This window comes from Pseudomonas sp. B22129, assembly GCF_044218875.1.
Classification (GTDB): domain Bacteria; phylum Pseudomonadota; class Gammaproteobacteria; order Pseudomonadales; family Pseudomonadaceae; genus Aquipseudomonas.
Map to the genome: position 1 here is coordinate 3,192,875 of NZ_CP162592.1, position 22,546 is coordinate 3,215,420.

General features: G+C 59.7%; 20 protein-coding genes. 13 read left to right on the forward strand and 7 right to left on the reverse strand.

The features are described 5' to 3' along the window. Window positions 1–1,626: a methyl-accepting chemotaxis protein gene (locus tag AB4P94_RS14690; protein ID WP_395611125.1), complete on the reverse strand. Its 1,626-nt coding sequence runs from the start codon at window positions 1,624–1,626 to the stop codon at window positions 1–3. Between the two features lie 389 nt (window positions 1,627–2,015). Here AB4P94_RS14690 and aceK point away from each other — a divergent pair, with 389 nt between their 5' ends. From aceK to AB4P94_RS14715, 5 genes are all read left to right on the forward strand, one after another. Further along, window positions 2,016–3,725, forward strand: coding sequence for a bifunctional isocitrate dehydrogenase kinase/phosphatase (aceK, locus tag AB4P94_RS14695; RefSeq protein ID WP_395611126.1), 1,710 nt, complete (start codon window positions 2,016–2,018; stop codon window positions 3,723–3,725). Window positions 3,726–3,961: 236 nt separating this feature from the next. Further along, window positions 3,962–7,873 (forward strand): ATP-dependent RNA helicase HrpA, encoded by a 3,912-nt coding sequence (gene hrpA / locus AB4P94_RS14700; RefSeq protein WP_395611332.1) that lies wholly within the window; start codon window positions 3,962–3,964, stop codon window positions 7,871–7,873. Window positions 7,874–8,205: 332 nt separating this feature from the next. Next, entirely contained in the window at window positions 8,206–9,327 is a 1,122-nt protein-coding gene (locus AB4P94_RS14705) for a beta-ketoacyl-ACP synthase III (RefSeq protein WP_395611127.1), read from the forward strand. 122 nt (window positions 9,328–9,449) lie between these two features. Beyond that, window positions 9,450–10,064 carry an RNA polymerase sigma factor gene (locus AB4P94_RS14710; RefSeq protein ID WP_395611128.1) on the forward strand — a complete coding sequence of 205 codons (615 nt, stop codon included), beginning with the start codon at window positions 9,450–9,452 and terminating at the stop codon, window positions 10,062–10,064. After that, on the forward strand, window positions 10,058–10,291 hold the full coding sequence (locus AB4P94_RS14715; RefSeq protein WP_016973333.1) for an anti-sigma factor: 234 nt from the start codon (window positions 10,058–10,060) through the stop codon (window positions 10,289–10,291). Before AB4P94_RS14710 ends, AB4P94_RS14715 begins: the two co-directional genes overlap by 7 nt. Before the next feature lie 120 nt (window positions 10,292–10,411). On the opposite strand, the gene AB4P94_RS14720 is transcribed toward AB4P94_RS14715, so the two are convergent. After that, window positions 10,412–11,734 carry a putative porin gene (locus tag AB4P94_RS14720; protein WP_395611129.1) on the reverse strand — a complete coding sequence of 441 codons (1,323 nt, stop codon included), beginning with the start codon at window positions 11,732–11,734 and terminating at the stop codon, window positions 10,412–10,414. 282 nt (window positions 11,735–12,016) lie between these two features. On the opposite strand from AB4P94_RS14720, the gene AB4P94_RS14725 reads away from it, so the two are divergent. From AB4P94_RS14725 to AB4P94_RS14735, 3 genes are all read left to right on the forward strand, one after another. Beyond that, window positions 12,017–13,141, forward strand: coding sequence for a GNAT family N-acetyltransferase (locus tag AB4P94_RS14725; protein ID WP_395611130.1), 1,125 nt, complete (start codon window positions 12,017–12,019; stop codon window positions 13,139–13,141). A 77-nt stretch (window positions 13,142–13,218) separates the two neighbouring features. Beyond that, window positions 13,219–13,497 carry a BrnT family toxin gene (locus tag AB4P94_RS14730; RefSeq protein ID WP_395611131.1) on the forward strand — a complete coding sequence of 93 codons (279 nt, stop codon included), beginning with the start codon at window positions 13,219–13,221 and terminating at the stop codon, window positions 13,495–13,497. Beyond that, entirely contained in the window at window positions 13,475–13,723 is a 249-nt protein-coding gene (locus AB4P94_RS14735; protein ID WP_395611132.1) for a BrnA antitoxin family protein, read from the forward strand. Before AB4P94_RS14730 ends, AB4P94_RS14735 begins: the two co-directional genes overlap by 23 nt. Before the next feature lie 55 nt (window positions 13,724–13,778). Here the strand turns inward: AB4P94_RS14735 and aqpZ are convergent, their stop codons facing one another. The 5 genes from aqpZ to AB4P94_RS14760 all read right to left on the reverse strand — a co-directional run bounded on the left by aqpZ (window position 13,779) and on the right by AB4P94_RS14760 (window position 19,014). Further along, complete coding sequence (aqpZ, locus tag AB4P94_RS14740; protein WP_395611133.1) at window positions 13,779–14,480, reverse strand: aquaporin Z; 702 nt, start codon at window positions 14,478–14,480, stop codon at window positions 13,779–13,781. Between the two features lie 310 nt (window positions 14,481–14,790). Beyond that, window positions 14,791–16,623: an ABC transporter ATP-binding protein gene (locus tag AB4P94_RS14745; protein WP_395611134.1), complete on the reverse strand. Its 1,833-nt coding sequence runs from the start codon at window positions 16,621–16,623 to the stop codon at window positions 14,791–14,793. A gap of 82 nt (window positions 16,624–16,705) precedes the next feature. Continuing rightward, on the reverse strand, window positions 16,706–17,269 hold the full coding sequence (locus AB4P94_RS14750; protein WP_395611135.1) for a peptidylprolyl isomerase: 564 nt from the start codon (window positions 17,267–17,269) through the stop codon (window positions 16,706–16,708). A 3-nt stretch (window positions 17,270–17,272) separates the two neighbouring features. Continuing rightward, a complete protein-coding gene (locus tag AB4P94_RS14755; protein ID WP_395611136.1) occupies window positions 17,273–18,076 on the reverse strand; it encodes an alpha/beta fold hydrolase in 804 nt (267 codons plus the stop codon). A gap of 14 nt (window positions 18,077–18,090) precedes the next feature. Continuing rightward, window positions 18,091–19,014: a LysR family transcriptional regulator gene (locus tag AB4P94_RS14760; protein ID WP_395611137.1), complete on the reverse strand. Its 924-nt coding sequence runs from the start codon at window positions 19,012–19,014 to the stop codon at window positions 18,091–18,093. A 49-nt stretch (window positions 19,015–19,063) separates the two neighbouring features. Here AB4P94_RS14760 and AB4P94_RS14765 point away from each other — a divergent pair, with 49 nt between their 5' ends. From AB4P94_RS14765 to AB4P94_RS14785, 5 genes are all read left to right on the forward strand, one after another. Further along, window positions 19,064–19,378 (forward strand): 3-phosphoglycerate kinase, encoded by a 315-nt coding sequence (locus tag AB4P94_RS14765; protein ID WP_395611138.1) that lies wholly within the window; start codon window positions 19,064–19,066, stop codon window positions 19,376–19,378. A 151-nt stretch (window positions 19,379–19,529) separates the two neighbouring features. Next, window positions 19,530–20,129, forward strand: coding sequence for an FMN-dependent NADH-azoreductase (locus AB4P94_RS14770; RefSeq protein WP_395611139.1), 600 nt, complete (start codon window positions 19,530–19,532; stop codon window positions 20,127–20,129). 203 nt (window positions 20,130–20,332) lie between these two features. Further along, complete coding sequence (locus AB4P94_RS14775; RefSeq protein WP_395611140.1) at window positions 20,333–21,199, forward strand: carboxylate/amino acid/amine transporter; 867 nt, start codon at window positions 20,333–20,335, stop codon at window positions 21,197–21,199. A 169-nt stretch (window positions 21,200–21,368) separates the two neighbouring features. Continuing rightward, window positions 21,369–21,671: a transposase gene (locus AB4P94_RS14780; RefSeq protein ID WP_014717988.1), complete on the forward strand. Its 303-nt coding sequence runs from the start codon at window positions 21,369–21,371 to the stop codon at window positions 21,669–21,671. Window positions 21,672–21,679: 8 nt separating this feature from the next. After that, window positions 21,680–22,504: an IS3 family transposase gene (locus AB4P94_RS14785; protein WP_395611313.1), complete on the forward strand. Its 825-nt coding sequence runs from the start codon at window positions 21,680–21,682 to the stop codon at window positions 22,502–22,504. Window positions 22,505–22,546 lie beyond the last annotated feature (42 nt).

Genomic DNA, 22,546 nt, shown 5'->3' on the forward strand with positions numbered 1-22,546 from the left:
TTACAAAACAAACCGCGTCACCATCCCGTTGAGGTCCACGGCCAGGCGCGAGAGTTCCTGGCTCGCGGCCGAGGTCTGGGTGGCGCCGGCGGCGGTCTGTGTGGACAGGTCGCGGATGTTCACCAGGCTGCGGTCCACTTCACGGGCCACCAGCGCCTGTTGCTCGGCGGCGCTGGCGATCACCAGGTTGCGCTGGCTGATCTGCGAGATGGCGGCGGTGATTTTTTCCAGCGCATTGCCGGCGCTGTTGGCGCGTTGCAGGGTCTGCCCGGCATGTTCGGCGCTGCTGTTGAGGGCGCCGACCGTGTCCTGCGTGCCTTGCTGGATACCGTTGATCATCTGCTCGATTTCTTCGGTGGAGTTCTGGGTGCGTTGCGCCAGGGAACGTACTTCGTCGGCCACCACCGCAAAGCCACGCCCGGCTTCGCCTGCGCGGGCGGCTTCGATGGCGGCGTTCAGCGCCAGCAAGTTGGTTTGCCCGGCGATGCCACGAATCACTTCCAGCACCTTGCTGATGTCCTGGGCCTGAACCGCCAAGCCTTCGGCTTTGTTGGACGCACCGAGTACTTCGTCCACCAGGTTCTGGATCGAACTGATGGTTTCGCTGATCTGGTAGTGGCCGTGCTTGCTGTCTTCATCGGAGGCCTTGGACGCCTCGGCGCTGGACACCGCATTACCCGCCACTTCGTCCACCGCTGCGCTCATTTCGTTGACGGCGGTCGCAGCTTGTTCGATTTCATCGTTCTGCGCCTGCAGGCCACGGGTGCTTTGTTCCATCACCGAGCTCATCTCTTCGGCGGCCGACGCCAACTGCTGCGCCGACTCGCTGATGCCATGGATGGTGGATCGCAACTGTTGCTGCATGGTGGCCAGCGCGGTCAGCAATTGCGCTGGTTCGTCATGGCCCGTCACCGCAATCGGTTGGCTCAGGTCGCCGGCAGCGATGGTGCGCGCCACGGTCAGGGCCTGGGCGATGGGGGCGGTGATGCTGCGGGTCAGCAGCCAGGCGAGCAGCAAGGTGGCAATCAGCGCGCACAGGATGATCAGGCCGACCACCCACTGGGCGTTGGTGTACATCTGCGCGGCAGCCTCTGCCGCGTCCTGCACGCCTTTCTGGTTGAAGGTGATCATGTCCTCCAGGCTTTTGTTGAGCACGGTGCCCTGAGGTCCGAGGCGGGTGGACAGCAAGTCGATGGCGTCTTGTTGCTGGTCCTTGTCGACCAAGGCAACCATCTGGCTGACGATGGTGACGTAAGTGTTCACATCGGCGTTGAGCTGCTTGAGCATCGAACGCTCTTCGTCGCCGCTCAGCAGTTCTTCATGATGCGCTAGCAAGGTTTGCAGTTCGCTGCGTTGGCGGGTGATCAGGCTTTTGCTGTTGTCGCGGATGCGGGATTCGTCGGTGGTCGCCATGCGCATCGATTCCAGGCGGATCGCGGCGATGCAGGCGGCCGCATCGTGGATATTCTCGATGCTCGGCATCCACGACTCTTCAATCACCAGCGCACTTTCACGCAGCTTGGCCATCTGCCCCAGGCCAAACATTCCAACAATCACCAGCATACTGGCCAGCACCCCAAAACTCAGGCTGGCGCGCAGACCGATCCGTATATTCCTCAATGACATCTCAATGCTCCTTAGGCGGTTTGAACCTGTTCCCGGATCGGTCTTCTGACCTTGTTAGGGTGGGAGAGGGCGCGCTATATAGCAAAGTGCCATTGCCGTGGTAATCAGGGTTTCCCTTACGCTGTATCAAAACGGTTACAGAAGTTGTGAAACGCACCGATTTCCGGTTTTTCTCAGTTTCAGCGCCAAGCCACGGGGCGGAAGGCCTGCAGCTGTTAATTGTGCGACTTTTTGGTGCGTTTTTTGACCGCAGAGTCGAATTGTGAAATGTGAAAATAAATGTACGAAACACATAAAAATGTACAACTCGCCCCGAAAACTCTTCCTTCTCCTGCCTGCGTTCAGTGGCTAAGCTCAGGGCTTCCAGATGCCCGTTCGAGGTTTCCCGCATGTCGCAATCCGCCCTCGCCATCGCCCGGATGATCCTCGATGGCTTCGACGATTACCGTGAGCATTTCCGCCGGATCACCGATGGCGCCCGCGAACGCTTCGAGAAGGCGCAATGGCAGCTTGGGCAGGCGGCTTCGGCGGCGCGTATCAACCTGTATGAAGAGAAAGTCGCTGAAGTGACGGCACGCCTGCGTGACGGATTTGAAGAGGCGACGCTGCTGGACGTCGATGCATGGCCCGTGGTCAAAAGTGCCTATATCGGCCTGATCGACCTGCGTTTCGACGATGAGCTGTCGGAGACCTGGTACAACTCGATTTTCTGCGGCCTGTTCAGCCACGACCTGATCAGCGACGGCTGCATGTTCATCCACACCACCCGGCCCAGCCTGCGCCGCGCGCGGGCGGCGCAAACCCGCCTCTATGCACCGGCCGGCAAGCTTGCCGAAATGCTCGCGCAGATCTTCGCCGACTACCGTTTCAGCGAGCCCTACGCCGATTTACCCACCGACCTGCGTCGCCTCGAAGCACAACTGCGGGAAAACCTGCCGGACTGGGTGTGCAAAGACCCGGACCTGACTGTCGAGCTGTTTTCCTCGGTGCTTTATCGCAATAAAGGCGCGTACCTGGTCGGGCGCCTGTACACCCGCGACGAACAATGGCCGCTGGTGATTCCACTGCTGCACCGCGAAGGGCGCGGCATCCAGATCGATGCGCTGATCACCGATGAAGCCGAGGTGTCGATCATCTTTTCGTTCACCCGTTCCTACTTCATGGTCGACGTACCGGTGCCCGCCGAATTCATCGGTTTTCTCAAGCGCATCCTGCCGGGCAAACACATCGCCGAGCTGTACACCTCCATCGGCTTTTACAAGCATGGCAAGTCGGAGTTCTACCGTGCGCTGATAGACCACCTGGCCACCACTGACGACCAGTTCATCATGGCCCCCGGCGTGCGCGGCATGGTCATGAGCGTGTTTACGCTGCCGGGTTTCAACACGGTATTCAAGATCATCAAGGACCGTTTTTCGCCGTCGAAAAACGTCAACCGCGCCACGGTGATCGAGAAGTACCGGCTGGTTAAAAGCGTCGACCGGGTAGGGCGCATGGCCGACACTCAGGAGTTCGCCGACTTCCGTTTTCCCCTGAGCAAATTTGAGCCCGAATGCCTGGCCGAGCTGCTGGAAGTCGCCGCTGGAACGGTCGAAGTCGAAGGCGACACGGTGTTGATCCGCCACTGCTGGACCGAGCGGCGTATGACCCCGCTCAACCTCTACCTCGACAACGCCAACGCCGCTCAGGTGCGCGAAGCCCTGGAAGACTACGGCCTGGCCATCAAGCAACTGGCGGCGGCGAATATCTTCCCCGGCGACATGCTGCTGAAAAACTTCGGCGTCACCCGCCACGGCCGCGTGGTGTTCTATGACTACGACGAAATCTGCTTTCTCACCGAAGCCAACTTCCGCCATATCCCCGCGCCGCGCACGCCCGAGGATGAAATGGCGTCCGAGCCCTGGTATTCGATCGGCCCCCATGATGTGTTCCCCGAGGAATTCCCGCCGTTCCTGTTTGCCGACGCCAGCCAACGCAAGCTTTTCGATGAGTTGCACGGCGAGCTCTACAACGCCGACTACTGGAAAGGCCTGCAGGAAGCGATTCGCGCAGGCAAGGTGATTGATGTGTTCCCGTACCGGCGCAAGGACCCGCTGTAACACCTATCCCCCCGTGGGACGGGTTTGTGTGGGAGCGGGCTTGCTCGCGAATACGGTGGGTCAGCCCACAGATGTATTGACTGACACTCAGCATTCGCGAGCAAGCCCGCTCCCACACAAGCCCGCTCCCACATTTGATTGGGTTTATCCGTGATCCCGCTCAGCCGTCTGCCCGATAAGACGCTTTTCTGCCACACTTGGCGGCCGTGCCTATATAGATGACCGTCAAGTACCTGATGACTGACCAAGCGCCCACTATCGACCAACTGCTCAAAACCCTCGATCACGCCATGCTCGCCGACCGCCACCGCTTGCGGCGGCAATTGCTTGAGCTGCGCAAGCAACCCGACGAGGAGAAGCTGGCGCAGTGGGTCGTGCGCATGCAGGCGTCCTGCGCCCAGGTCACGGCGCGGCGCGCCAGCCTGCCGGTGATTCGCTACGACGACAGCCTGCCGATTGCCGCCAAGCGTGACGAGATCAAGGCGGCGCTGAACAAGCATCAGGTGCTGATCATCGCCGGTGAAACCGGTTCGGGTAAAACCACGCAGTTGCCGAAAATCTGCCTGGAAATCGGCCGTGGCCAGTTCGGCCTGATCGGCCACACCCAGCCGCGCCGGATTGCTGCGCGCAGCGTGGCGAGCCGGGTGGCCGAAGAACTGGCTACGCCGTTGGGCGCGCTGGTCGGCTATCAGGTGCGTTTCGAAGACCAGAGCGATTCCAACACCCTGATCAAACTGATGACCGACGGCATCCTGCTGGCGGAAACCCAGAACGACCGCTACCTCGAGCGCTATGACACGATCATCGTCGACGAAGCCCACGAACGCAGCCTGAACATCGATTTCCTGCTGGGCTACCTGAAAACCCTGCTGCCGCGCCGCCCGGACCTGAAAGTCATCATCACCTCGGCGACCATCGACCTGGAGCGCTTTTCCAAACATTTTGACGATGCACCGATTGTCGAAGTCTCGGGCCGCACCTTCCCGGTCGATACCTGGTACCGCCCGTTGACGCTCGAGCAGGACGAAGAGGGCAACCGCGTCGAGGACGACCTGACGGTCGACCAGGCGATTCTTGCCACCCTCGATGAAATCGCCGCCTATGAGCGCAGCGAAAAGCGCAGCCCCGGCGATGTATTGGTGTTTCTGCCCGGCGAGCGCGAGATTCGCGACGCCGCCGACATGCTGCGCAAGGCTCAGCTCAAGCACACCGAGATTCTGCCGTTGTACGCGCGCCTTTCACCGGCCGAGCAACAGCGCATCTTCCAGTCCCACCCCGGGCGGCGCGTGGTGCTGGCGACCAACGTCGCCGAAACCTCGCTGACGGTGCCGGGCATTCGTTATGTGATCGACAGCGGTACCGCGCGTATCAGCCGCTACAGCTACCGCGCCAAGGTGCAGCGCCTGCCGATCGAGGCGATTTCCCAGGCCAGCGCCAACCAGCGCAAGGGCCGCTGCGGCCGGGTAGAGCCGGGCATTTGCATTCGCTTGTACAGCGAAGAAGATTTTATCGGGCGGCCGGAATTTACCGATCCGGAAATCCTGCGCACCAACCTCGCCGCCGTGATCCTGCAGATGCTGCACCTGCGCCTGGGCGAAATCACCGACTTCCCGTTTATCGAGCCGCCGGACGGCAAGGCCATCAGCGACGGTTTCAACCTGCTGCAAGAACTCTCGGCGGTGGACCGCAACAGCCAGCTCACGCCGTTGGGTCGCCAATTGGCGCGCCTGCCGGTGGACCCGCGCATGGGGCGCATGTTGTTGGAAGCGGCCAAGCTCGGCAGTTTGCAGGAAGTGCTGATCGTGGCCAGCGCCATGTCGATCCAGGACCCGCGCGAGCGCCCGCCGGAGCGCCAGCAAGCCGCCGACCAGGCCCACGCGCAGTGGAAAGATGCGGATTCGGACTTCGCCGGTCTGGTGAATTTGTGGCGCGGTTTTGAAGAACAGCGCCAAGCACTCACCGCCAGCCCGTTGCGCAACTGGTGCCGCAAAAACTTCCTGAATTACCTGAGGTTGCGCGAGTGGCGCGATTCCCATCGCCAGCTCAGCCTGATCTGCCGCGACATGCAGCTGACCCTCAACAAAGAGCCGGCGGACTTTCCCAAATTGCACAAGGCGGTATTGTCCGGCCTGCTCAGCCAGATCGGCCAGAAAACCGAAGACGGCGATTACCTGGGCGCGCGTCAGCGGCGTTTCTGGATCCACCCCTCGTCGGGCATCGGCAAGAAGCGTCCGCAATGGTTGATGACCGCTGAGCTGGTGGAAACCACCAAGCTGTATGCGCGCATGGTCGCCAAGATCGATGCCGACTGGATCGAGCCGCTGGCCGGGCACTTGATCAAGAAAAACCACTTTGAACCGCATTGGGAGAAGAAGCGCGGCCAGGTCGTGGCGTTTGAGCAAATCACCCTGTTCGGGCTGATTGTGGTCGGCCGCCGCCCGGTGCATTACGGGCCGATTGACCCGGTGGTGTCGCGCGAGCTGTTTATCCGTGAAGGCTTGGTGCGTGGCGAGATTCAGTCGCGGGCCAAGTGCCTCACCGCCAACCAGCAATTGCTGGAGCAGTTGGACGAGCTGGAAGCCAAGGCGCGTCGTCGTGACATCCTCGCCGATGAAGAAACCCTGTACGCCTTCTACGACGCGCGTTTACCGGCTGAGATCCACCAGACGGCCACTTTCGACAGCTGGTACAAGGTCAACAGCCAGAAAAACCCGCAATTGCTGATCATGCGCGAAGAAGACGTGCTGGCCCGCGAGGCCAGTGAAGTCACCGCGCTGCATTACCCGGACACCTTGCACCTGGGCGACCTGGAGCTGGCGTTGAGTTACCACTTCGAGCCCAACCACCCGCGCGACGGCGTGACCCTGCGCGTGCCGGCACCGCTGCTGCCGGCCTTGCCGCCGGAGCGCCTGGAGTGGCTGGTGCCGGGTGTGATCGAAGCCAAGTGCATTGCGCTGGTGCGCAACTTGCCCAAGGCTCTGCGCAAGAACTTCGTGCCGGTGCCGGACTTCGTCAAGGCGGCGTTGCAACGCATCGAATTCGGCCAGGGCTCGCTGCCCCAGGCGCTGGGGCGCGAACTGCTGCGCATGACCGGTGCGCGGGTCAGCGATGAGGCCTGGGCCGAAGCCGCGCAGCAGGTGGAAAACCACCTGAAGATGAACCTGGAAGTGGTCGACGGCCAGGGCAAGTTCCTCGGCGAAGGCCGCGACCTCGCCGAGTTGACCGCACGCTTTGCCGAGGCCAGCCAGGCTGCCTTGGCCGTGCCGCAAACCGCGAAAAGCCAGCAGCCGGTGGAGGCCAAGGTATTTGCGGCGGTGGCTGAGAAGACCCAGCAAAAGATCGCCGGCCTGTCGATGACGGTGTATCCGGCGCTGGTAGAAGAAAACGGCACGGTCAAGGAAGGGCGTTTTTCCACGGCCGCCGAGGCTGAATTCCAGCACCGTCGTGCGTTGCAGCGCCTGTTGATGCAGCAATTGGCGGAACCGGCCAAATTCCTGCGTGGCAAGCTGCCCGGCCTGACCGAATTGGGCCTGATGTACCGCGAGCTGGGGCGCGTCGACGCCTTGGTTGAAGACATATTGCTGGCCAGCCTCGACACCTGCGTGCTGGAAGGTGAAACCAGCCTGCCGCGTGATGGCGCCGGCCTGGCGGCGTTGGCTGAACGCAAACGTGGCAGTTGGACCGAACATGCCGAACGCCTGGCCCGCCAGACGCTGGAAGTATTGAAGCTGTGGCATGGCCTGCAAAAGCGCTTCAAGGGCAAGATCGACCTGGCCCAGGCTGTGGCTTTGAACGACATCAAGCAACAGCTGAGCAACCTGGTGTACCCGGGCTTTGTGCGGGAAACCCCGTCGCAATGGTTCAAGGAATTGCCGCGGTTCTTGAAGGCCATCGAACTGCGCCTGGAAAAGCTGCCGAGTCAGGTGCAAAAAGATCGCGTGTGGAGCGGTGAGTTGGCCGGTTTGTGGACTCAGTACGAAAACCGCCTGAAAAAACATGCCCAGGAGGGCAAGCGCGATCCACAACTGGAGCTGTACCGCTGGTGGCTGGAGGAATACCGGGTGTCGTTGTTTGCCCAGCAGTTGGGGACCAAGGTGCCGATTTCCGACAAGCGTTTGAGCAAGCAGTGGAGTTTGGTGGAGGCTTGAATCGGTTCCCTGTCTCCAGGGCGAAGCAGGTCAAAATGTGGGAGCGGGCTTGCTCGCGAATGCGGCGTGTCAGTCACTGCGTGCTTGACTGATACACCGCATTCGCGAGCAAGCCCGCTCCCACATTAAAATTGGGCTGATCCTGGAAGTGGCGCCAAACTTGCGGGGTTGTGGCAAACTTCGCGGTTATAAATGCCGGGATCGTCGTGAAGGGCTACGGCGCGATGGAATAAAGCGTTGCCAGTTTGATGTCCGCAGTACGGAATCGGACTACTTACAGTTTGGTACGACGGTACCAATATCTTCTGCCTGACAGATTTAGAGGAACGACCGTGCATAACGTCGTCATCAGCGGCACTGGCCTGTACACCCCGGCCAACAGCATCTCCAACGAAGAGCTGGTGCAGTCTTTCAATGCCTACGTGCAACAGTTCAACGCAGACAATGCCGCCGCCATCGAGCGCGGGGACCTGCAGGCGCTGACCGAATCCAGCGCCGCCTTTATCGAGAAGGCGTCGGGCATCAAGAGCCGTTTTGTGATGGACAAGGACGGCATCCTTGACCCGCAACGCATGGCCCCGCGCCTGCCCGAGCGCAGCAATGACGAATGGTCGGTGCTCTGCCAGATGGCAGTCGGCGCCGCCGAACAAGCCTTGCAACGCGCCGGCAAAACCGCCGCCGACATCGACGGTGTGATCGTTGCCTGTTCCAACCTGCAACGCGCCTACCCGGCCATTGCCATTGAAGTCCAGGAAGCCCTGGGCATCGAAGGTTTTGGTTTTGACATGAACGTGGCGTGCTCCTCGGCCACCTTCGGCATTCAAAACGCCGCCAACAGCATCCAGCTGGGCCAGGCCCGGGCGATCCTGATGGTCAACCCGGAAGTCTGCACCGGCCACCTGAATTTCCGTGACCGCGACAGCCATTTCATCTTCGGCGACGCGGCCACCGCAGTCGTGCTGGAGCGTGCTGACCTGGCAACCTCCGCGCATCAGTTCGACGTGGTGAGCACCAAGCTGCTGACCAAGTTCTCCAACAACATCCGCAACAACTTCGGCTTTCTCAACCGTACGGCGGAAGAAGGCGTCGGCGCGCCGGACAAACTGTTCGTGCAGGAAGGCCGCAAGGTATTCCGCGACGTGTGCCCGATGGTCGCCGAGCTGATCGGTGTGCACCTGGAAGAAAACCAGCTGAACGTGGCCGATGTGAAGCGTTTCTGGCTGCACCAGGCCAACCTGAGCATGAACCACCTGATTGTGAAAAAACTGCTGGGCCGCGAAGCCTCGGTGGAAGAAGCGCCGGTGATTCTCGACACTTACGCCAATACCAGCTCGGCGGGCTCGGTGATTGCGTTTCACAAATACCAGGACGATTTGCCAAAAGGCTCCGTTGCGGTGCTCAGCTCGTTCGGCGCGGGTTATTCGATCGGCAGCGTCATTCTGCGTAAACGCTGATATAGAGCCGGAATGCGGTTAATGTGGGAGCTGGCTTGCCTGCGATGACGAGGGTGAATTCACCGCCGCTATCGCAGGCAAGCCAGCTCCCACAGGTATCCACAGCAGTATTGAGGTAAACGATGGCGGCAGCGGACGACACGCACCTGCTTGAACGATTGCTCAAGGGTGAGCAGCGGGCCTACAAGGAATTGGTCACCACCTACCAGAGCGCCATGCGCGCGGTGGCCTATGCAATTGTCGGCCAGCGCCACGCCGACGAAGTGGTTCAGGACGCGTGGCTGTCGGTGGTACGCAACCTGGCCAAGTTCGAGGGGCGTTCCAGCCTCAAGACCTGGCTGCTGACCATCACCGCCAACTCCGCCAAAGGCCGCTACAAACAGAACCGCCGGGAAGTCTTGCTCGACGATTTGCCTTCGCCCCACGGCACCATCGGCGACGATCGTTTCGTGCCGGATGATGGTCACTGGGCCGTCGCGCCCTACGCCTGGCATCAGGACACCCCGGAAGCGCTGCTCACCGAAGACGAACTGCGCAAATGCCTGGAGCATACGCTGCTGAGTTTGTCGGAGCTGCAAAGCAGCGTGTTGGTACTGCGTGAACGTCAGGGCCTGGAGTTGGAAGAGATTTGTAATCTTCTGACCCTGTCGCTCTCCAATGTCCGTGTGCTGTTGCATCGAGCACGGCTTAAAGTCTTCGCCACGGTGGAGCATTTTGAGGAAACGGGCGAATGTTGACCTGTAAAGAACAAGTGGCACGTTCCAGCGACTATCTCGATGGGCAATTGACCTTTCGCGAGCGTCTGATGGTGCGTCATCACTTGATGTTCTGCCCTAACTGCCGGCGATTTATTCGTCAGATGCGCCTGATGCAGGCGACTTTGAAGATTATGCCGGAGGAGCCGGTAAAGGACGCTGATGCACTGGCCGATCGACTCGTAGCCGAACGGCTGAAAGATCAGTAAAGGCGGGAAAGAGGCAGACTCGCGTGGGTGAGTCGAACGGATGATGGGGATCGACCCACCCACGAGAGGCTGTTGTAGCCACCTCGGGCCGTCCTGGCCCAAGGCTTTTCACACTCACATTTAGAACTTGGCTTCAGCATCCAACTGCAGGGTGTTGGTGCTGGCATCACGCTGCGTGCGGCTGGCGTAGTCAGCCTTGGTCAGGAAATACGTGGCGCCCAGAGCGAAGTTCTTGTCGATGTCGTAGCTGACCTTCATCTTGTGACCGCGCGAACCGGTGGTGCCGTTGGCGAAGTCCGAGTCGGTGAAAGCGCCGACCACTGCGTTACGTTGAATGTCGCGGTAGTTGTAGTCCAGGTTGAAACCAAACACTTTGGACTTGGCACCCACCAACCAGGCGGTGTCCTGATCGGTCACGGCGTCGTTGTTTTTCACGTACTGGCCGTAGAAGGCCAGAGGCACTGCCAGGCCACCGATGTCAGCCTGGGCAAAACCTTCATACAGGCGGAACTGGTTGTCGGCCGAGTTGCCGTTGACCGCCAGCGCGCAAGGCGTGGTGGTGGTTGTGCAACGGCTGTCCTTGTCGTTCTGGTAGGCGTAGACGCTGCCGCCCAGGGTCATTTTCAGGTTGTCGGTGACCGAGAAACGCGTACCCAACTGGCCGGACGTCAGGCGCAGGTCGTGACGGAACTGCACGCCGTCGCCATCCACGTTGTCCTTGAGGTTGTAGTTACCGATGCTGCCGAACAGCTCGGCGCTGCTACCCAACGGGTATTTGTAGGTCAAGGCCAGACCTTCCGGGTTGATGTCGCTATCCCAGATCACGTCGCCCATGTTGACCCACGGTTGCAGCATCTTGCCGCCGATCACGTGCAGGTTCTTGATCTGGTCCGGGTGGTAGTCGATGTAGCCGAGGTCCAGCCAGATCGACTTCTTGTCGAAATAGTTGTCCTGGTCCTGGTTGGTCGAGCGGGCGTCGTCGCTGCTGCCGGTGGCGATACGGATGCCGGTGTCGACCTGGGAGTTGATCTCGGTGTAGGCGCCCAGACGGGCACGGATGCGCTGACGATCCTTGTCGCGGCCACCGTTATTGGATTCGCCCTGGATCTTCACGGTTTCCTGACGGAAACGTACATCACCCTTGAACTGGGTCTTCGCGGCCCAGGCCAGCTTCTGGTCGAAGCTGCTCAGTTCGGTGGTTTTTTTCGCGGTGGCCGCGATCTGCTCGTTGGTCTCTTGTTGAGCTTGCCGTGCGATCTGCTGTTCTTTCTGGTCTTTGGCCAGTTCGCTTTGCAATTCAGTGTACTGCGCAGCGGTGATCTGGCCGTTGGCCTTGAGCATGTCGAGCAATTTAGCGTCGACTGCAGCGCTGGCCGGAACGCTCAGGGCCAGCAACAGGCCGCCACACAGGACCGCCGCAGTTTTAGTGGAAGCAAGACGCATATCAATCTCCGAAAGTGAGGAGGGATGGCAAACCATCCAGGACACAACCGACCGATGACGGACGGAAAAATAGCCGCCTGCTAGAACCAGGCGCTCTAAAAACAGGCGTCAGTATCACTATCGTTTATGACGGAGCAGTGGCTAAGTGATGTCATGTAGATGACAAATTATTTATAAAGGAACTATGTGGCACGGGTTTTGTCGTGCCATTTGAAGGTGTGCGAACCCCGGCGATAAGCGATACTCGCCAGGCTTTCACGCCCTGAAGTAGTGAGGATGCCGATGCCGTTGCAACGCCTGGACAGCCTGTCCGAAATCGCCCCGCAGGTTTGGGATGCCCTGGTACCGCAGGCCCAGCCTTTTGTGCAGCATGCGTTCTTGAGTGCCCTGGAAGACAGCGCCAGCGTGGGCCCGCATTCGGGTTGGCAGCCAGAGCATTTGCTGCACTGGGAGGGCGAGCGCTTGGTGGCCGCACTGCCCGGCTATCGAAAATGGCACTCCTACGGTGAGTACGTGTTCGATCACGGTTGGGCGGATGCCTGCGAGCGTGCGGGCATCGATTACTACCCCAAGCTGCTGATGGCGGTACCGTTCAGCCCGGTCAGCGGCCCGCGTTTGCTGGCGGCCAATGCGCAGGACGGTTTCGAGCTGCTTAACGCGTTGCCGGGCTACCTGGAAATCGAAGGCCTTTCCAGTGCCCACATCAATTTCACGGACGCTTTGGCCGACGAAGCGCTGGCGTTGCAACCCGGCTGGTTACAGCGCCTGGGCTGCCAGTTTCATTGGCAAAACCGTGGCTATCGCGACTTTCAGGACTTTCTCGATGCCCTGAGTTCGCGCAAGCGCAAGCAGATGCGCAAAGAGCGCGAGCAAGTGGCGGGGCAGGGCATCGATTTTGAATGGCTGCAAGGCCATGAACTGAGCGAGGCACAATGGGATTTTGTCTACGCCTGCTACGCCAACACCTACGCGGTGCGCCGCCAGTCGCCTTACTTGACCCGTGCATTTTTCAGCCTGTTGGCCGAGCGCATGCCCCAAGCCATCCGTGTAGTGCTGGCCAAACAGGGTTCACGCCCGGTGGCCATGGCCTTCAGCCTGATCGGTGGCGACAGTTTCTACGGCCGCTACTGGGGTTGCCTGGCGGAATTTGACCGCCTGCATTTCGAAACCTGCTTCTACCAGGGCATGGACTACGCCATCGCCCACGGCCTGCTACGTTTTGATGCGGGTGCACAGGGTGAGCACAAGCTGATTCGCGGGTTTGAGCCCGTGATCACACGGTCGTGGCATTACCTGCGCCACCCGGGGTTGAAGAATGCCGTGGAGGATTTTCTGGAGCGCGAGCGCGTGGGGATTGTGGCGTACGCCGAGGAGGCTAGGGCAGCCCTGCCTTATCGGCAGGGCTGAACCATCGGTCTGATAAGGCACTCGATCAACAGCTGGATCGCTATTCTGTATGTACAAAAGTACATACAGGATGTGCCATGCTTTTTCAGTGGGATGAATCCAAAAATAGAGCCAATATTGCTAAGCACGGTATCGATTTCAACGATGTTCCGGATATTTTCCGACATCCAATGCTGGCCTTGCGCGATGATCGGGCAGATTATGGCGAAGAGCGTTGGATAGGTATTGGCTGGATCAAAATGTTAATGGGTGTGGTCGTATATACCGAACGGTGCGGTGACGTGATTCGTATCATTTCCGCCCGAAAAGCAACCAAGAAGGAGGCCAAATACTATGACGCAAACATCGAAAACTGATTGGGAGCGCCTGGCCAAAATGAATGACGAAGAAATCGATACCAGCGAAATTCCTGAGCTGGACGCAGACTTTTTCCGGCGTGCTGAATTACGTGTTCCGGTGAAACAGGCTGTTACTATCCGGCTTGACGCCGATGTTCTGGAATGGTTCAAGGGGCAAGGAACCGGGTATCAGACGCGAATCAACCAGCTATTGCGCCAATACATGCAAGCTCATCAAGGCTGACTAAGTCTTCGAATAGGGCAGCCCTGCCTTATCGGCAGGGCTGAACCCGTTCAGCTCAGGCTGGCGCCTCCTTTCCCAGCCATCGATAGGTCACGCCGCCGATCGCCGCGCCAAGCAACGGCGCGAGCCAGAACATCCATAACTGCTGGATCGCCCACCCGCCTACGATCAGGGCCGGGCCGGTACTGCGGGCCGGGTTGACTGAGGTGTTGGTCACGGGAATGGAGATCAGATGGATCAGAGTCAAGGCCAGGCCGATGGCGATGGGCGCAAGGCCCGCCGGGGCACGGCGGTCGGTGGCGCCGAGGATGATCAGCACGAACATCGCCGTCATCACCAACTCACAGACAAACCCCGCTGCCATCGAGTAGCCACCTGGCGAGTGTTCGCCGTAGCCATTGGAAGCCAGGCCGCTGGCCAGTTCGAAACCTGGTTTGCCGCTGGCAATGAAGTACAGCAGCGCGGCGGCGATGGTGCCGCCGACGACCTGCGCCACGATATACGCAGGCAATTCCCTGGCCGGAAACCGCCCTCCCACCACAAGCCCTACCGATACCGCCGGGTTTAGGTGGCAGCCGCTGATATGGCCGATGGCAAATGCCATGGTCAATACCGTGAGCCCGAACGCCAGGGATACGCCCAACAGACCAATCCCGACTGCAGGAAAGGCTGCGGCCAACACCGCACTCCCGCAACCGCCCAACACCAGCCAAAACGTACCTAATCCCTCTGTGACCGAACGCTTGAACAAAGACATGAAGCCCGTCCTTGATAGATCGCTCTACCGACTCAGTAAATCAGTGATGCTCCCTGCAGATTTACTACAGCGCCCGTCTGGGCACTGCACTGATTACAGCACGCTTTTGATACAAATCCAGGCACAAAAAAAACGCCTGAACCCTTTGGGAACTGGCGCGAATTGCCGATTTTGCTATTGGCATACGATCAAATGTGGGAGCGGGCTTGCTCGCGAAAGCGCAGTGTCAGTCAGCGGATATGCCAACGGATACACCGATTTCGCGAGCAAGCCCGCTCCCACATTTCTAACGGTGTACGCCCGCAAACCTTCAGTCGATCCCGACAAAGCCCCCGGTCTGGTGCTGCCACAACCGTGCATACAGCCCGCCATGGGCCAGCAACTCGGCATGGCTGCCGGTTTCGGCAATCTGGCCCTTCTCCAGCACCACCAGGCGGTCCATGCGCGCAATGGTCGACAACCGGTGCGCAATTGCAATCACTGTTTTGCCCTGCATCAGGGTTTCCAGGCTTTCCTGGATCGCCGCTTCCACTTCCGAGTCCAGCGCTGATGTGGCTTCGTCCATGATCAGGATCGGCGCGTCCTTGAGCAGCACCCGCGCAATGGCGATGCGCTGGCGCTGGCCGCCGGAGAGTTTCACCCCACGCTCGCCCACATGGGCGTCCAGGCCGGTGCGGCCTTCGGCGTCTGACAGTAACGGGATGAACTCATCGGCGCGAGCTTTGCGGATGGCGGCGGTGAGTTCCTCATCGGTGGCATTCGGCTTGCCGTACAGCAAATTGTCGCGGATCGAGCGGTGCAGCAGCGAGGTGTCCTGGGTGATCATGCCGATCTGTTCGCGCAGGGTTTCCTGGGCGACCTCGGCGATGTTCTGGCCGTCGATCAGAATCCGCCCGCCTTGCAGGTCGTAGAGGCGCAACAGCAGGTTGACCAGGGTCGACTTGCCCGCGCCGGAAGGGCCGATCAGGCCGATTTTCTCGCCGGCCTTGATCTCAAGGTTCAGGCCGCCAATGATTCCGCTCTGCTTGCCGTAGTGAAAGTCCACCTGTTCAAAGCGTACTTCGCCATGGGGAACGGTCAGGCGCTGGGCGTTTTCGCGGTCGGTGACCGCCAGCGGCAGGGCGATGGTTTTCAAGCCGTCCTGGACCATGCCGATGTTTTCGAAAATGCCGTTGACCACCCACATGATCCAGCCCGACATGTTGACGATGCGGATGACCAGGCCCGTGGCCAGGGCAATCGCGCCGACCGACACCAGCGACTGCGTCCACAGCCACAAGGCCAGGCCGGTGGTGGTCACAATCAGCAGGCCGTTGAGGATGGCGATGACCACGTCCATGCTGGTGAGCACGCGAGCGGCCAATTGGGTTTTTTCGGTCTGCTCAATGATCGCTTCCTTGGCGTATTCCTGTTCACTCTGCGTATGGGCGAACAACTTCAAGGTGGTGATGTTGGTGTAGCCGTCGACGATGCGGCCCATCAACTTGGAGCGCGCTTCGGACGAAACGACCGAGCGTTCTTTCACCCGTGGCACGAAGTAACGCAATGCCAGGCTGTAGGCAATGATCCAGGTAATCAGCGGGATCATCAGGCGCCAGTCGGCTTCGGCAAACAGCACCAGGGCGCTGATCGCGTAGATCGACACGTGCCAGATGGCTTCCGCGGTGGCGACCGCCGAGTCGCGCAGGGAGTTGCCGGTCTGCATGATGCGCTGGGCGATGCGCCCGGCGAAATCGTTCTGGAAAAAGTTGAGGCTCTGTTTCAACACGTAGCTGTGGTTCTGCCAGCGGATCAGGCTGGTCATGCCGGGGTTGATGGTCTGGTGCACAAGCAAGTCATGCAGGCCGTTGAAAATCGGACGCAGCAGCAGGGCGACCACGGCCATCCAGATCAGCTCGGCGCTGTGGATCTGAAAGAAGTTGGCGGGCGGCGTGCCTTGGGCCAGGTCAATGATGCGGCTCAAGTAGCTGAACAACGCCACTTCAATCAGCGCACCCACCAGGCCGACCACCAGCAAGGCGGCAAAACTTGGCCACACCTGGCGCAGGAAGTAGAGGTAGAAGGGCAGGACTTTGTCAGGTGGTGCGGCGCTGGGCGCGTCGCGAAAAATATCGATCAGTTGTTCAAAACGACGATAGAGCATTAGGGTTGACGCCCGCCTGGCGGGCTCTCCTTTCAAAGGCGCGCGCAGCCTTGTGGGCTACGCGCGAAGCTGCCTGCAGACCTCAGTCGATGCGCTTGGCCGACTTGATCAGAACAGGATCGATTGGCACGTTCTGCATGCCCTGCTTGGTGGTGGTCTGGGAGTTGACGATGATATCGACCACGTCCATGCCCTTGACGACCTTGGCGAACACCGCATAACCGGCGTCGCGGCCCGGGTCGAGGAAGGCATTGTCGGCCACGTTGATGAAGAACTGGCTGGTGGCCGAGTTCGGGTCGTTGGTGCGCGCCATGGACAGGGTGCCGCGTACGTTATGCAGGCCGTTGCTGGCTTCGTTCTTGATCGGCGCCTCGGTCGGCTTTTGCGACATCTGCGCAGTGAACCCGCCGCCCTGGACCATGAAGCCCGGGATCACACGGTGGAAAATCGTGTTGGTGTAGAAGCCCTTGTCGACATAGGCCAGGAAGTTCTTGGTACTGATCGGCGCCTTGACCGGGTCCAGTTCGATTTCAATGTCGCCGTTGGTGGTGCTGATCAGTACGTGCTGGGCCTTGGCGGGTTCGGCGGCCATCAGGTTGGCGGCGAACAATACGGAACCGGCGAAGAAGGCGATTTTTTTCAGCATGGGTCAGTGATCCTGGGTAGTGGTTTCGACTGTCTTTAGAAAATCGAGCAAGGTAGCGTTAAAGACTTCGGGTTGATCCAAGGGCGTGGCATGGCGGGAATCTTCGATCACCACCAGCCGCGCATCGGGCAGCAGTTTTACATAGTTTTCTTTCTGCGCCACGGGGGTGTAGTCGTGGTCGGCGCTGATGACCAGCGTAGGACAGGTAATTCGGGAAAGTTGTTCCTTTACGCCCCAGCCTACAATCGCGTCGAAGCTGGCGAGATAAGCACGTTTGTCGTTTTTTGCCCAGCGCTCGGCCATCTTGCGGCGCAAGTCGGCCTGGTGCGGTTTGGGGAATAGCCGGTCACCGAGGGCTTTGCCAATGGTTGCCAGGCTGAGCAGCCGCGCCAGGCTCCAGCGCTTGGCCCACTGCCAATAATCATCGGCACTGCGCACCTTGACCTCGGGCGCGCTGTTGACGATGCACAGGCTCTTGACCCGCGCGGGTTCGTCCACCGCCAGTTGGAAGGCGATCATGCCGCCCATGGACAAGCCCACCACGTGGGCCGGTGGCAGGTTCAGGTGTTCGATCAGTGCGATCAGATCGAAAGTAAAGCCCCGAATGCTGTAGCGCTCGCGGGGTTTGTCGGAGCGGCCGTGGCCACGCACGTCCACCACGATCAGGCGGTAATGCCGGGCCAGCACCGGGATCTGCAGCTCCCAATCCTGGCTGCTCGAGCCCAGGCCGTGGATCAGGATCAGCGGCGCGCCGTGGCCGTATTCCTCGTAATGCAGGCTGCAGCCTTCATGGTCGAACCAGGCCATGGGTGAACTCCGTTTCAGGCTTGCTGGGGGGCGGCGAAAGGCGCGTCCAGGGGGGCGGTGTCAAAGGTGCGCAGCAGGTCGATCAGAATCTGCGTGGCAGGTCCCAAGGGTTTGTCTTTGTTCGAATACAGATAGAACGTCGGGTTGCGGCTGCCGCCCTTTTCCAGGGGGAGCTGCTTGAGCAGGCCTTCGTTGAGCTCGCGCTCGATCATGTGCTTGGGCAGCCAAGCGAAACCCAGCCCGCTGCTGACGAAGGTGGCCGCGGTGGGCAGGCTGCCGACGGTCCAGCGCTGTTCGGCGCCGAGCCAGCCCACATCCCGCGGCTGTTGGCGGCCGGAGTCGCGGATCACCACCTGCATCTGGCTTTCGAGGTCCTGGAAGCTCAATTCACGGTTCAGGCGATGCAGCGAGTGGTCGGGGTGGGCCACGGCGATGAATTCCACATCGCTCATTTCGGTGCCCAAATAGCCCGGGATGATGAACCCGCTGATCGCCAGGTCAGCCATGCCATCCATCAACAATTCCTCGACGCCGGAGAGTACTTCTTCACGCAGCCGTACACGGCAACCCCGGCTTTGCGGCATGAACGCGGTAAGGGCACGCACCAGGCGCGCGTTGGGGTAGGCCGCGTCCACCACCAGCCGCACTTCGGCCTCCCAGCCCTGTTCCATATGGTGGGCGAGGTCTTCCAGCTGGCTGGCGTTTTTGACCAGTTGCCGGGAGCGGCGCAGCAGCACTTCACCGGCGTCGGTGAGCACCGCCTTGCGCCCGTCGATGCGCAGCAACGGCACGCCGAGCTGGTCTTGCATGCGTGCCACGGTGTAGCTCACCGAGGACTGCGAACGGTGCAGCGCTTCAGCCGCCTGGGCGAAGCCGCCATGGTCGACCACGGCCTGCAAGGTGCGCCATTGATCGAGGGTAACGCGGGGCGCTTTCAAGATGAGCTCCTCTTGTCCTAAGCTGACAGTCCTTATTGGAGACTGCCGAATGAGAAAATTCTGTTGTGTGCTGCTGGCGCTGCTGCCATTGACGGCGTTTGCCTATACCACCGATGTTTCCAAAGATATTCAGGGGGTGAAGATTGATTACAGTGCGTCCGACATCGACAGCAATATCAGCTCTATCCGGTTGACCAACTACGGCGCCAATGACGCCGTGTGCAAACTGGTCTTCACCAATGGCCCGGAAGCCCCCCGAGCCCGCAAGGTTACGGTCGAGGCGGGGCAAAGCACTAACACCACCGTCAATTTCAGCCGCAGCATTATCAAAATGCGCATCAAGCTGACCTGCACCCCGAAATAACACCGCAGCGGAGCATGCCTACAGCAATACTCCGCTTATAAACAAATTTATAGATGGGTTATAGCAGTTATTTGCGCTTTTTAATCGAATGAGCCCTGTTTAATCTTTTCTCCATCGCCTTACAGCACTTACAGATGGAGCCTACACAGCCATGTCCAGCGTTCTGATCATCGAAAGCAGCGCCCGCCAGCAGGATTCGATTTCCCGCCAGTTGACCCAACAGTTCATCAGCCAATGGCACGTTGCACACCCGGCGGATCAGATCACCGTGCGTGATGTGGCACTGAACCCGGTTCCACACCTGGATGCCAATTTGCTCGGCGGCTGGATGAAACCGGCTGAACAACGCAACACTGTCGAACAGGCTTCCCTGGACCGTTCCAACGAATTGACCGACGAACTGCTCGCCGCCGACGTGCTGGTCCTGGCCGCGCCGATGTACAACTTCGCCATCCCCAGCACCCTCAAAGCCTGGCTGGACCACGTGCTGCGTGCCGGTGTGACCTTCAAGTACACCGCCACCGGCCCCCAGGGTTTGCTCACCGGCAAGCGCGCCATTGTGCTGACGGCTCGCGGCGGCATTCACACCGGCGCCGCTTCCGATCACCAGGAACCGTACCTGCGCCAGGTCATGGCGTTCATCGGGATTCATGACGTGACCTTCATCCACGCCGAAGGGGTGAACCTGAGCGGCGATTTCCAGGAGAAGGGCATCAACCACGCTAAAGCGCTGTTGGCCCAGGTCGCCTGATCCTTTAATCGCCAGATAATCGCGAGGTGTTTCTCTAGGCCCACGCAAACCCTTCAAGTACGCGTATCGAACCTCCCTTTGCACTTTTTGCTCCTGAGTGCTCCTGCCCGACTGCCGCTATAGCGAGGTCGGGTTTTTTTTGCCTCGAGTTTCAGTAAACGTCGAAAACCTTTAATGTCCCGCCCATTCGAAATGAGGCGCGCATGGGCTATCTACTGGTTGTCACCCTGATTCAGGCATTTTCCTTCAGTTTGATCGGCGAATACCTCGCCGGTCATGTCGACAGCTACTTCGCGGTACTGGTGCGTGTGGTGCTGGCGGGCCTGGTGTTTATCCCGCTGACACGTTGGCGTTCGGTGGAGCCTGCGTTCATGCGCGGCATGCTGATGATCGGTGCGTTGCAGTTCGGCGTGACCTACGTGTGCTTGTATTTGAGTTTTCGCGTGCTGACGGTGCCGGAGGTGCTGCTGTTCACCATCCTGACACCGCTGCACGTCACCTTGATCGAAGACGCCCTCAACCGGCGCTTCAACCCGTGGGCGCTGGTCGCCGCATTGGTGGCGGTGGGCGGCGCGGCGGTGATCCGTTTCGACCAGATCACCCCGAATTTCCTGATGGGTTTCTTGCTGCTGCAACTGGCCAACTTCACCTACGCCGCCGGGCAGGTGATGTACAAACATCTGGTGGCGCGTTATCCAAGTGATCTGCCGCATTACCGGCGCTTCGGTTACTTCTACCTGGGTGCCTTGATCGTGGTGCTCCCGGCGTTCCTGATGTTCGGCAAGTCAAACTACCTGCCTGAAGCGCCGCTGCAATGGGGCGTGCTGGTATTCCTCGGGCTGGTCAGCACCGCGCTGGGCATGTACTGGTGGAACAAGGGCGCGTGCCTGGTCAACGGCGGCACCTTGGCGGTGATGAACAACCTGCATGTGCCGGTGGGGTTGCTGCTGAATTTGCTGATCTGGAACCAGCACGAGCCGCTGGGGCGCCTGGCGTTGGGCGGGCTGGTGATTCTGGGGGCGGTGTGGATCAGCCGGCTGGGCGTGCGCAAACAACCAATCTCGCGCTGAACCCTGTGGGAGCGGGCTTGTGTGGGAGCGGGCTTGCTCGCGAATGCGGCGTGTCAGTCAGCAAATGTGTATCTGACACATCGCATTCGCGAGCAAGCTGAACTGGCCTAATGATTTTGGACACTTCAATCGGGCGCTATGATAGCGCCCAAATCTGAGGTGTTTGGATATGCGTAAATCTTATTCGAGTGAGTTCAAGCTCAAGGCTGCCAGCATGGTGCTGGATGAAGGTCAGCCGGTTACCGAGGTCTGTGCCAGCCTGGATATTGGCCCTACTGCTCTGCGCCGTTGGGTCGATCAAGTGCAAAAAGAACGCTTGGGCTCGACTCCGGTGGGAGCCAAAGCAATTACGGCTGATCAACGAGAGATCCAGAGACTCAAAGCCCTGCTCAGGGAGAAAGACCTGGACATTGAAATCTTAAAAAAGGCCAGTGCTCTCCTGCTTTTGGACGCCAAAGATCATTCACGCTGATCGATGAGCTGGACGAGCAGTACGGCGTTAAAAGGTGTTGCCGGGCGTTCGGGGTTAACCGCAGCAGCTTCTATGCCTGGCGCCAGCGCCAAGGCAGAGCAAATCCTGAGCGGGAAAAGCTCAAAGCCGCGCTGGTCAGGTACCACAAGGCGTCGAGAGAGTCGGCGGGCGCACGTACCTTGTCCAAGGAGCTGCAAGCCAAAGGACATCGTGTCGGACGTTATATGGCTCGCAACTTGATGCGCGAAGCTGGCATCGCTAGTCGTCAGCGCAGGCGCCATAAGTACAAGTCGCCGGGCGTGGAGGCCTTGGTGGCGCCGCATATGCTCAAGCGAAAGTTTGATGTGACGGCGGTTAATCAGGTGTGGTGTGGCGACGTAACGTACATCAAGGTCGGCAAGCGTTGGATGTACTTCGCCGCCGTTCTGGATCTGTACGCTCGCAGGATCGTAGGCTGGTCGTTCTCGATGATTTCTGATGCCAACCTGACCTGCGAAGCACTACGCATGGCGGTGGAGTTGCGTGGCCATCCCCAGGATGTGCTGTTTCATTCTGACCAAGGTTGCCAGTACACCAGCCATAAATTCAGAAACGCGCTTGTGAAACATGGATTTAGGCAAAGCATGAGCCGTAAAGGCGAGTGCTGGGACAACGCCCCGATGGAGCGTTTCTTTGGTAGTTTGAAATCCGAGTGGGTTCCTGAAACGGGCTACAAACTGGAACATGAGGCCCGGGCAGACGTGCAGCGCTATGTCTCGCGCTACAACATCAGCAGGCCTCACAGCTATAACGACTACAGGTCGCCGGTCGTGAAGGAAAGGGTGGCGGCGTGAACCGTAATCAGTGTCCAAGATTACTTGACCAGTTCAAGCCCG

Bases quoted from the DNA above. Each gene is read 5' to 3' on its own strand.
- AB4P94_RS14710 (WP_395611128.1), top strand. From the start codon at position 9,450: ATGGCGGCAGCGGACGACACGCACCTGCTTGAACGATTGCTCAAGGGT.
- AB4P94_RS14715 (WP_016973333.1), top strand. From the start codon at position 10,058: ATGTTGACCTGTAAAGAACAAGTGGCACGTTCCAGCGACTATCTCGAT.
- AB4P94_RS14720 (WP_395611129.1), bottom strand. From the start codon at position 11,734: ATGCGTCTTGCTTCCACTAAAACTGCGGCGGTCCTGTGTGGCGGCCTG.
- aqpZ (WP_395611133.1), bottom strand. From the start codon at position 14,480: ATGTCTTTGTTCAAGCGTTCGGTCACAGAGGGATTAGGTACGTTTTGG.
- AB4P94_RS14770 (WP_395611139.1), top strand. From the start codon at position 19,530: ATGTCCAGCGTTCTGATCATCGAAAGCAGCGCCCGCCAGCAGGATTCG.
- AB4P94_RS14730 (WP_395611131.1), top strand. From the start codon at position 13,219: ATGCTTTTTCAGTGGGATGAATCCAAAAATAGAGCCAATATTGCTAAG.
- AB4P94_RS14750 (WP_395611135.1), bottom strand. From the start codon at position 17,269: ATGCTGAAAAAAATCGCCTTCTTCGCCGGTTCCGTATTGTTCGCCGCC.
- hrpA (WP_395611332.1), top strand. From the start codon at position 3,962: ATGACTGACCAAGCGCCCACTATCGACCAACTGCTCAAAACCCTCGAT.
- AB4P94_RS14690 (WP_395611125.1), bottom strand. From the start codon at position 1,626: ATGTCATTGAGGAATATACGGATCGGTCTGCGCGCCAGCCTGAGTTTT.
- AB4P94_RS14775 (WP_395611140.1), top strand. From the start codon at position 20,333: ATGGGCTATCTACTGGTTGTCACCCTGATTCAGGCATTTTCCTTCAGT.
- AB4P94_RS14735 (WP_395611132.1), top strand. From the start codon at position 13,475: ATGACGCAAACATCGAAAACTGATTGGGAGCGCCTGGCCAAAATGAAT.
- AB4P94_RS14780 (WP_014717988.1), top strand. From the start codon at position 21,369: ATGCGTAAATCTTATTCGAGTGAGTTCAAGCTCAAGGCTGCCAGCATG.
- AB4P94_RS14745 (WP_395611134.1), bottom strand. From the start codon at position 16,623: ATGCTCTATCGTCGTTTTGAACAACTGATCGATATTTTTCGCGACGCG.
- AB4P94_RS14725 (WP_395611130.1), top strand. From the start codon at position 12,017: ATGCCGTTGCAACGCCTGGACAGCCTGTCCGAAATCGCCCCGCAGGTT.
- AB4P94_RS14765 (WP_395611138.1), top strand. From the start codon at position 19,064: ATGAGAAAATTCTGTTGTGTGCTGCTGGCGCTGCTGCCATTGACGGCG.
- aceK (WP_395611126.1), top strand. From the start codon at position 2,016: ATGTCGCAATCCGCCCTCGCCATCGCCCGGATGATCCTCGATGGCTTC.
- AB4P94_RS14755 (WP_395611136.1), bottom strand. From the start codon at position 18,076: ATGGCCTGGTTCGACCATGAAGGCTGCAGCCTGCATTACGAGGAATAC.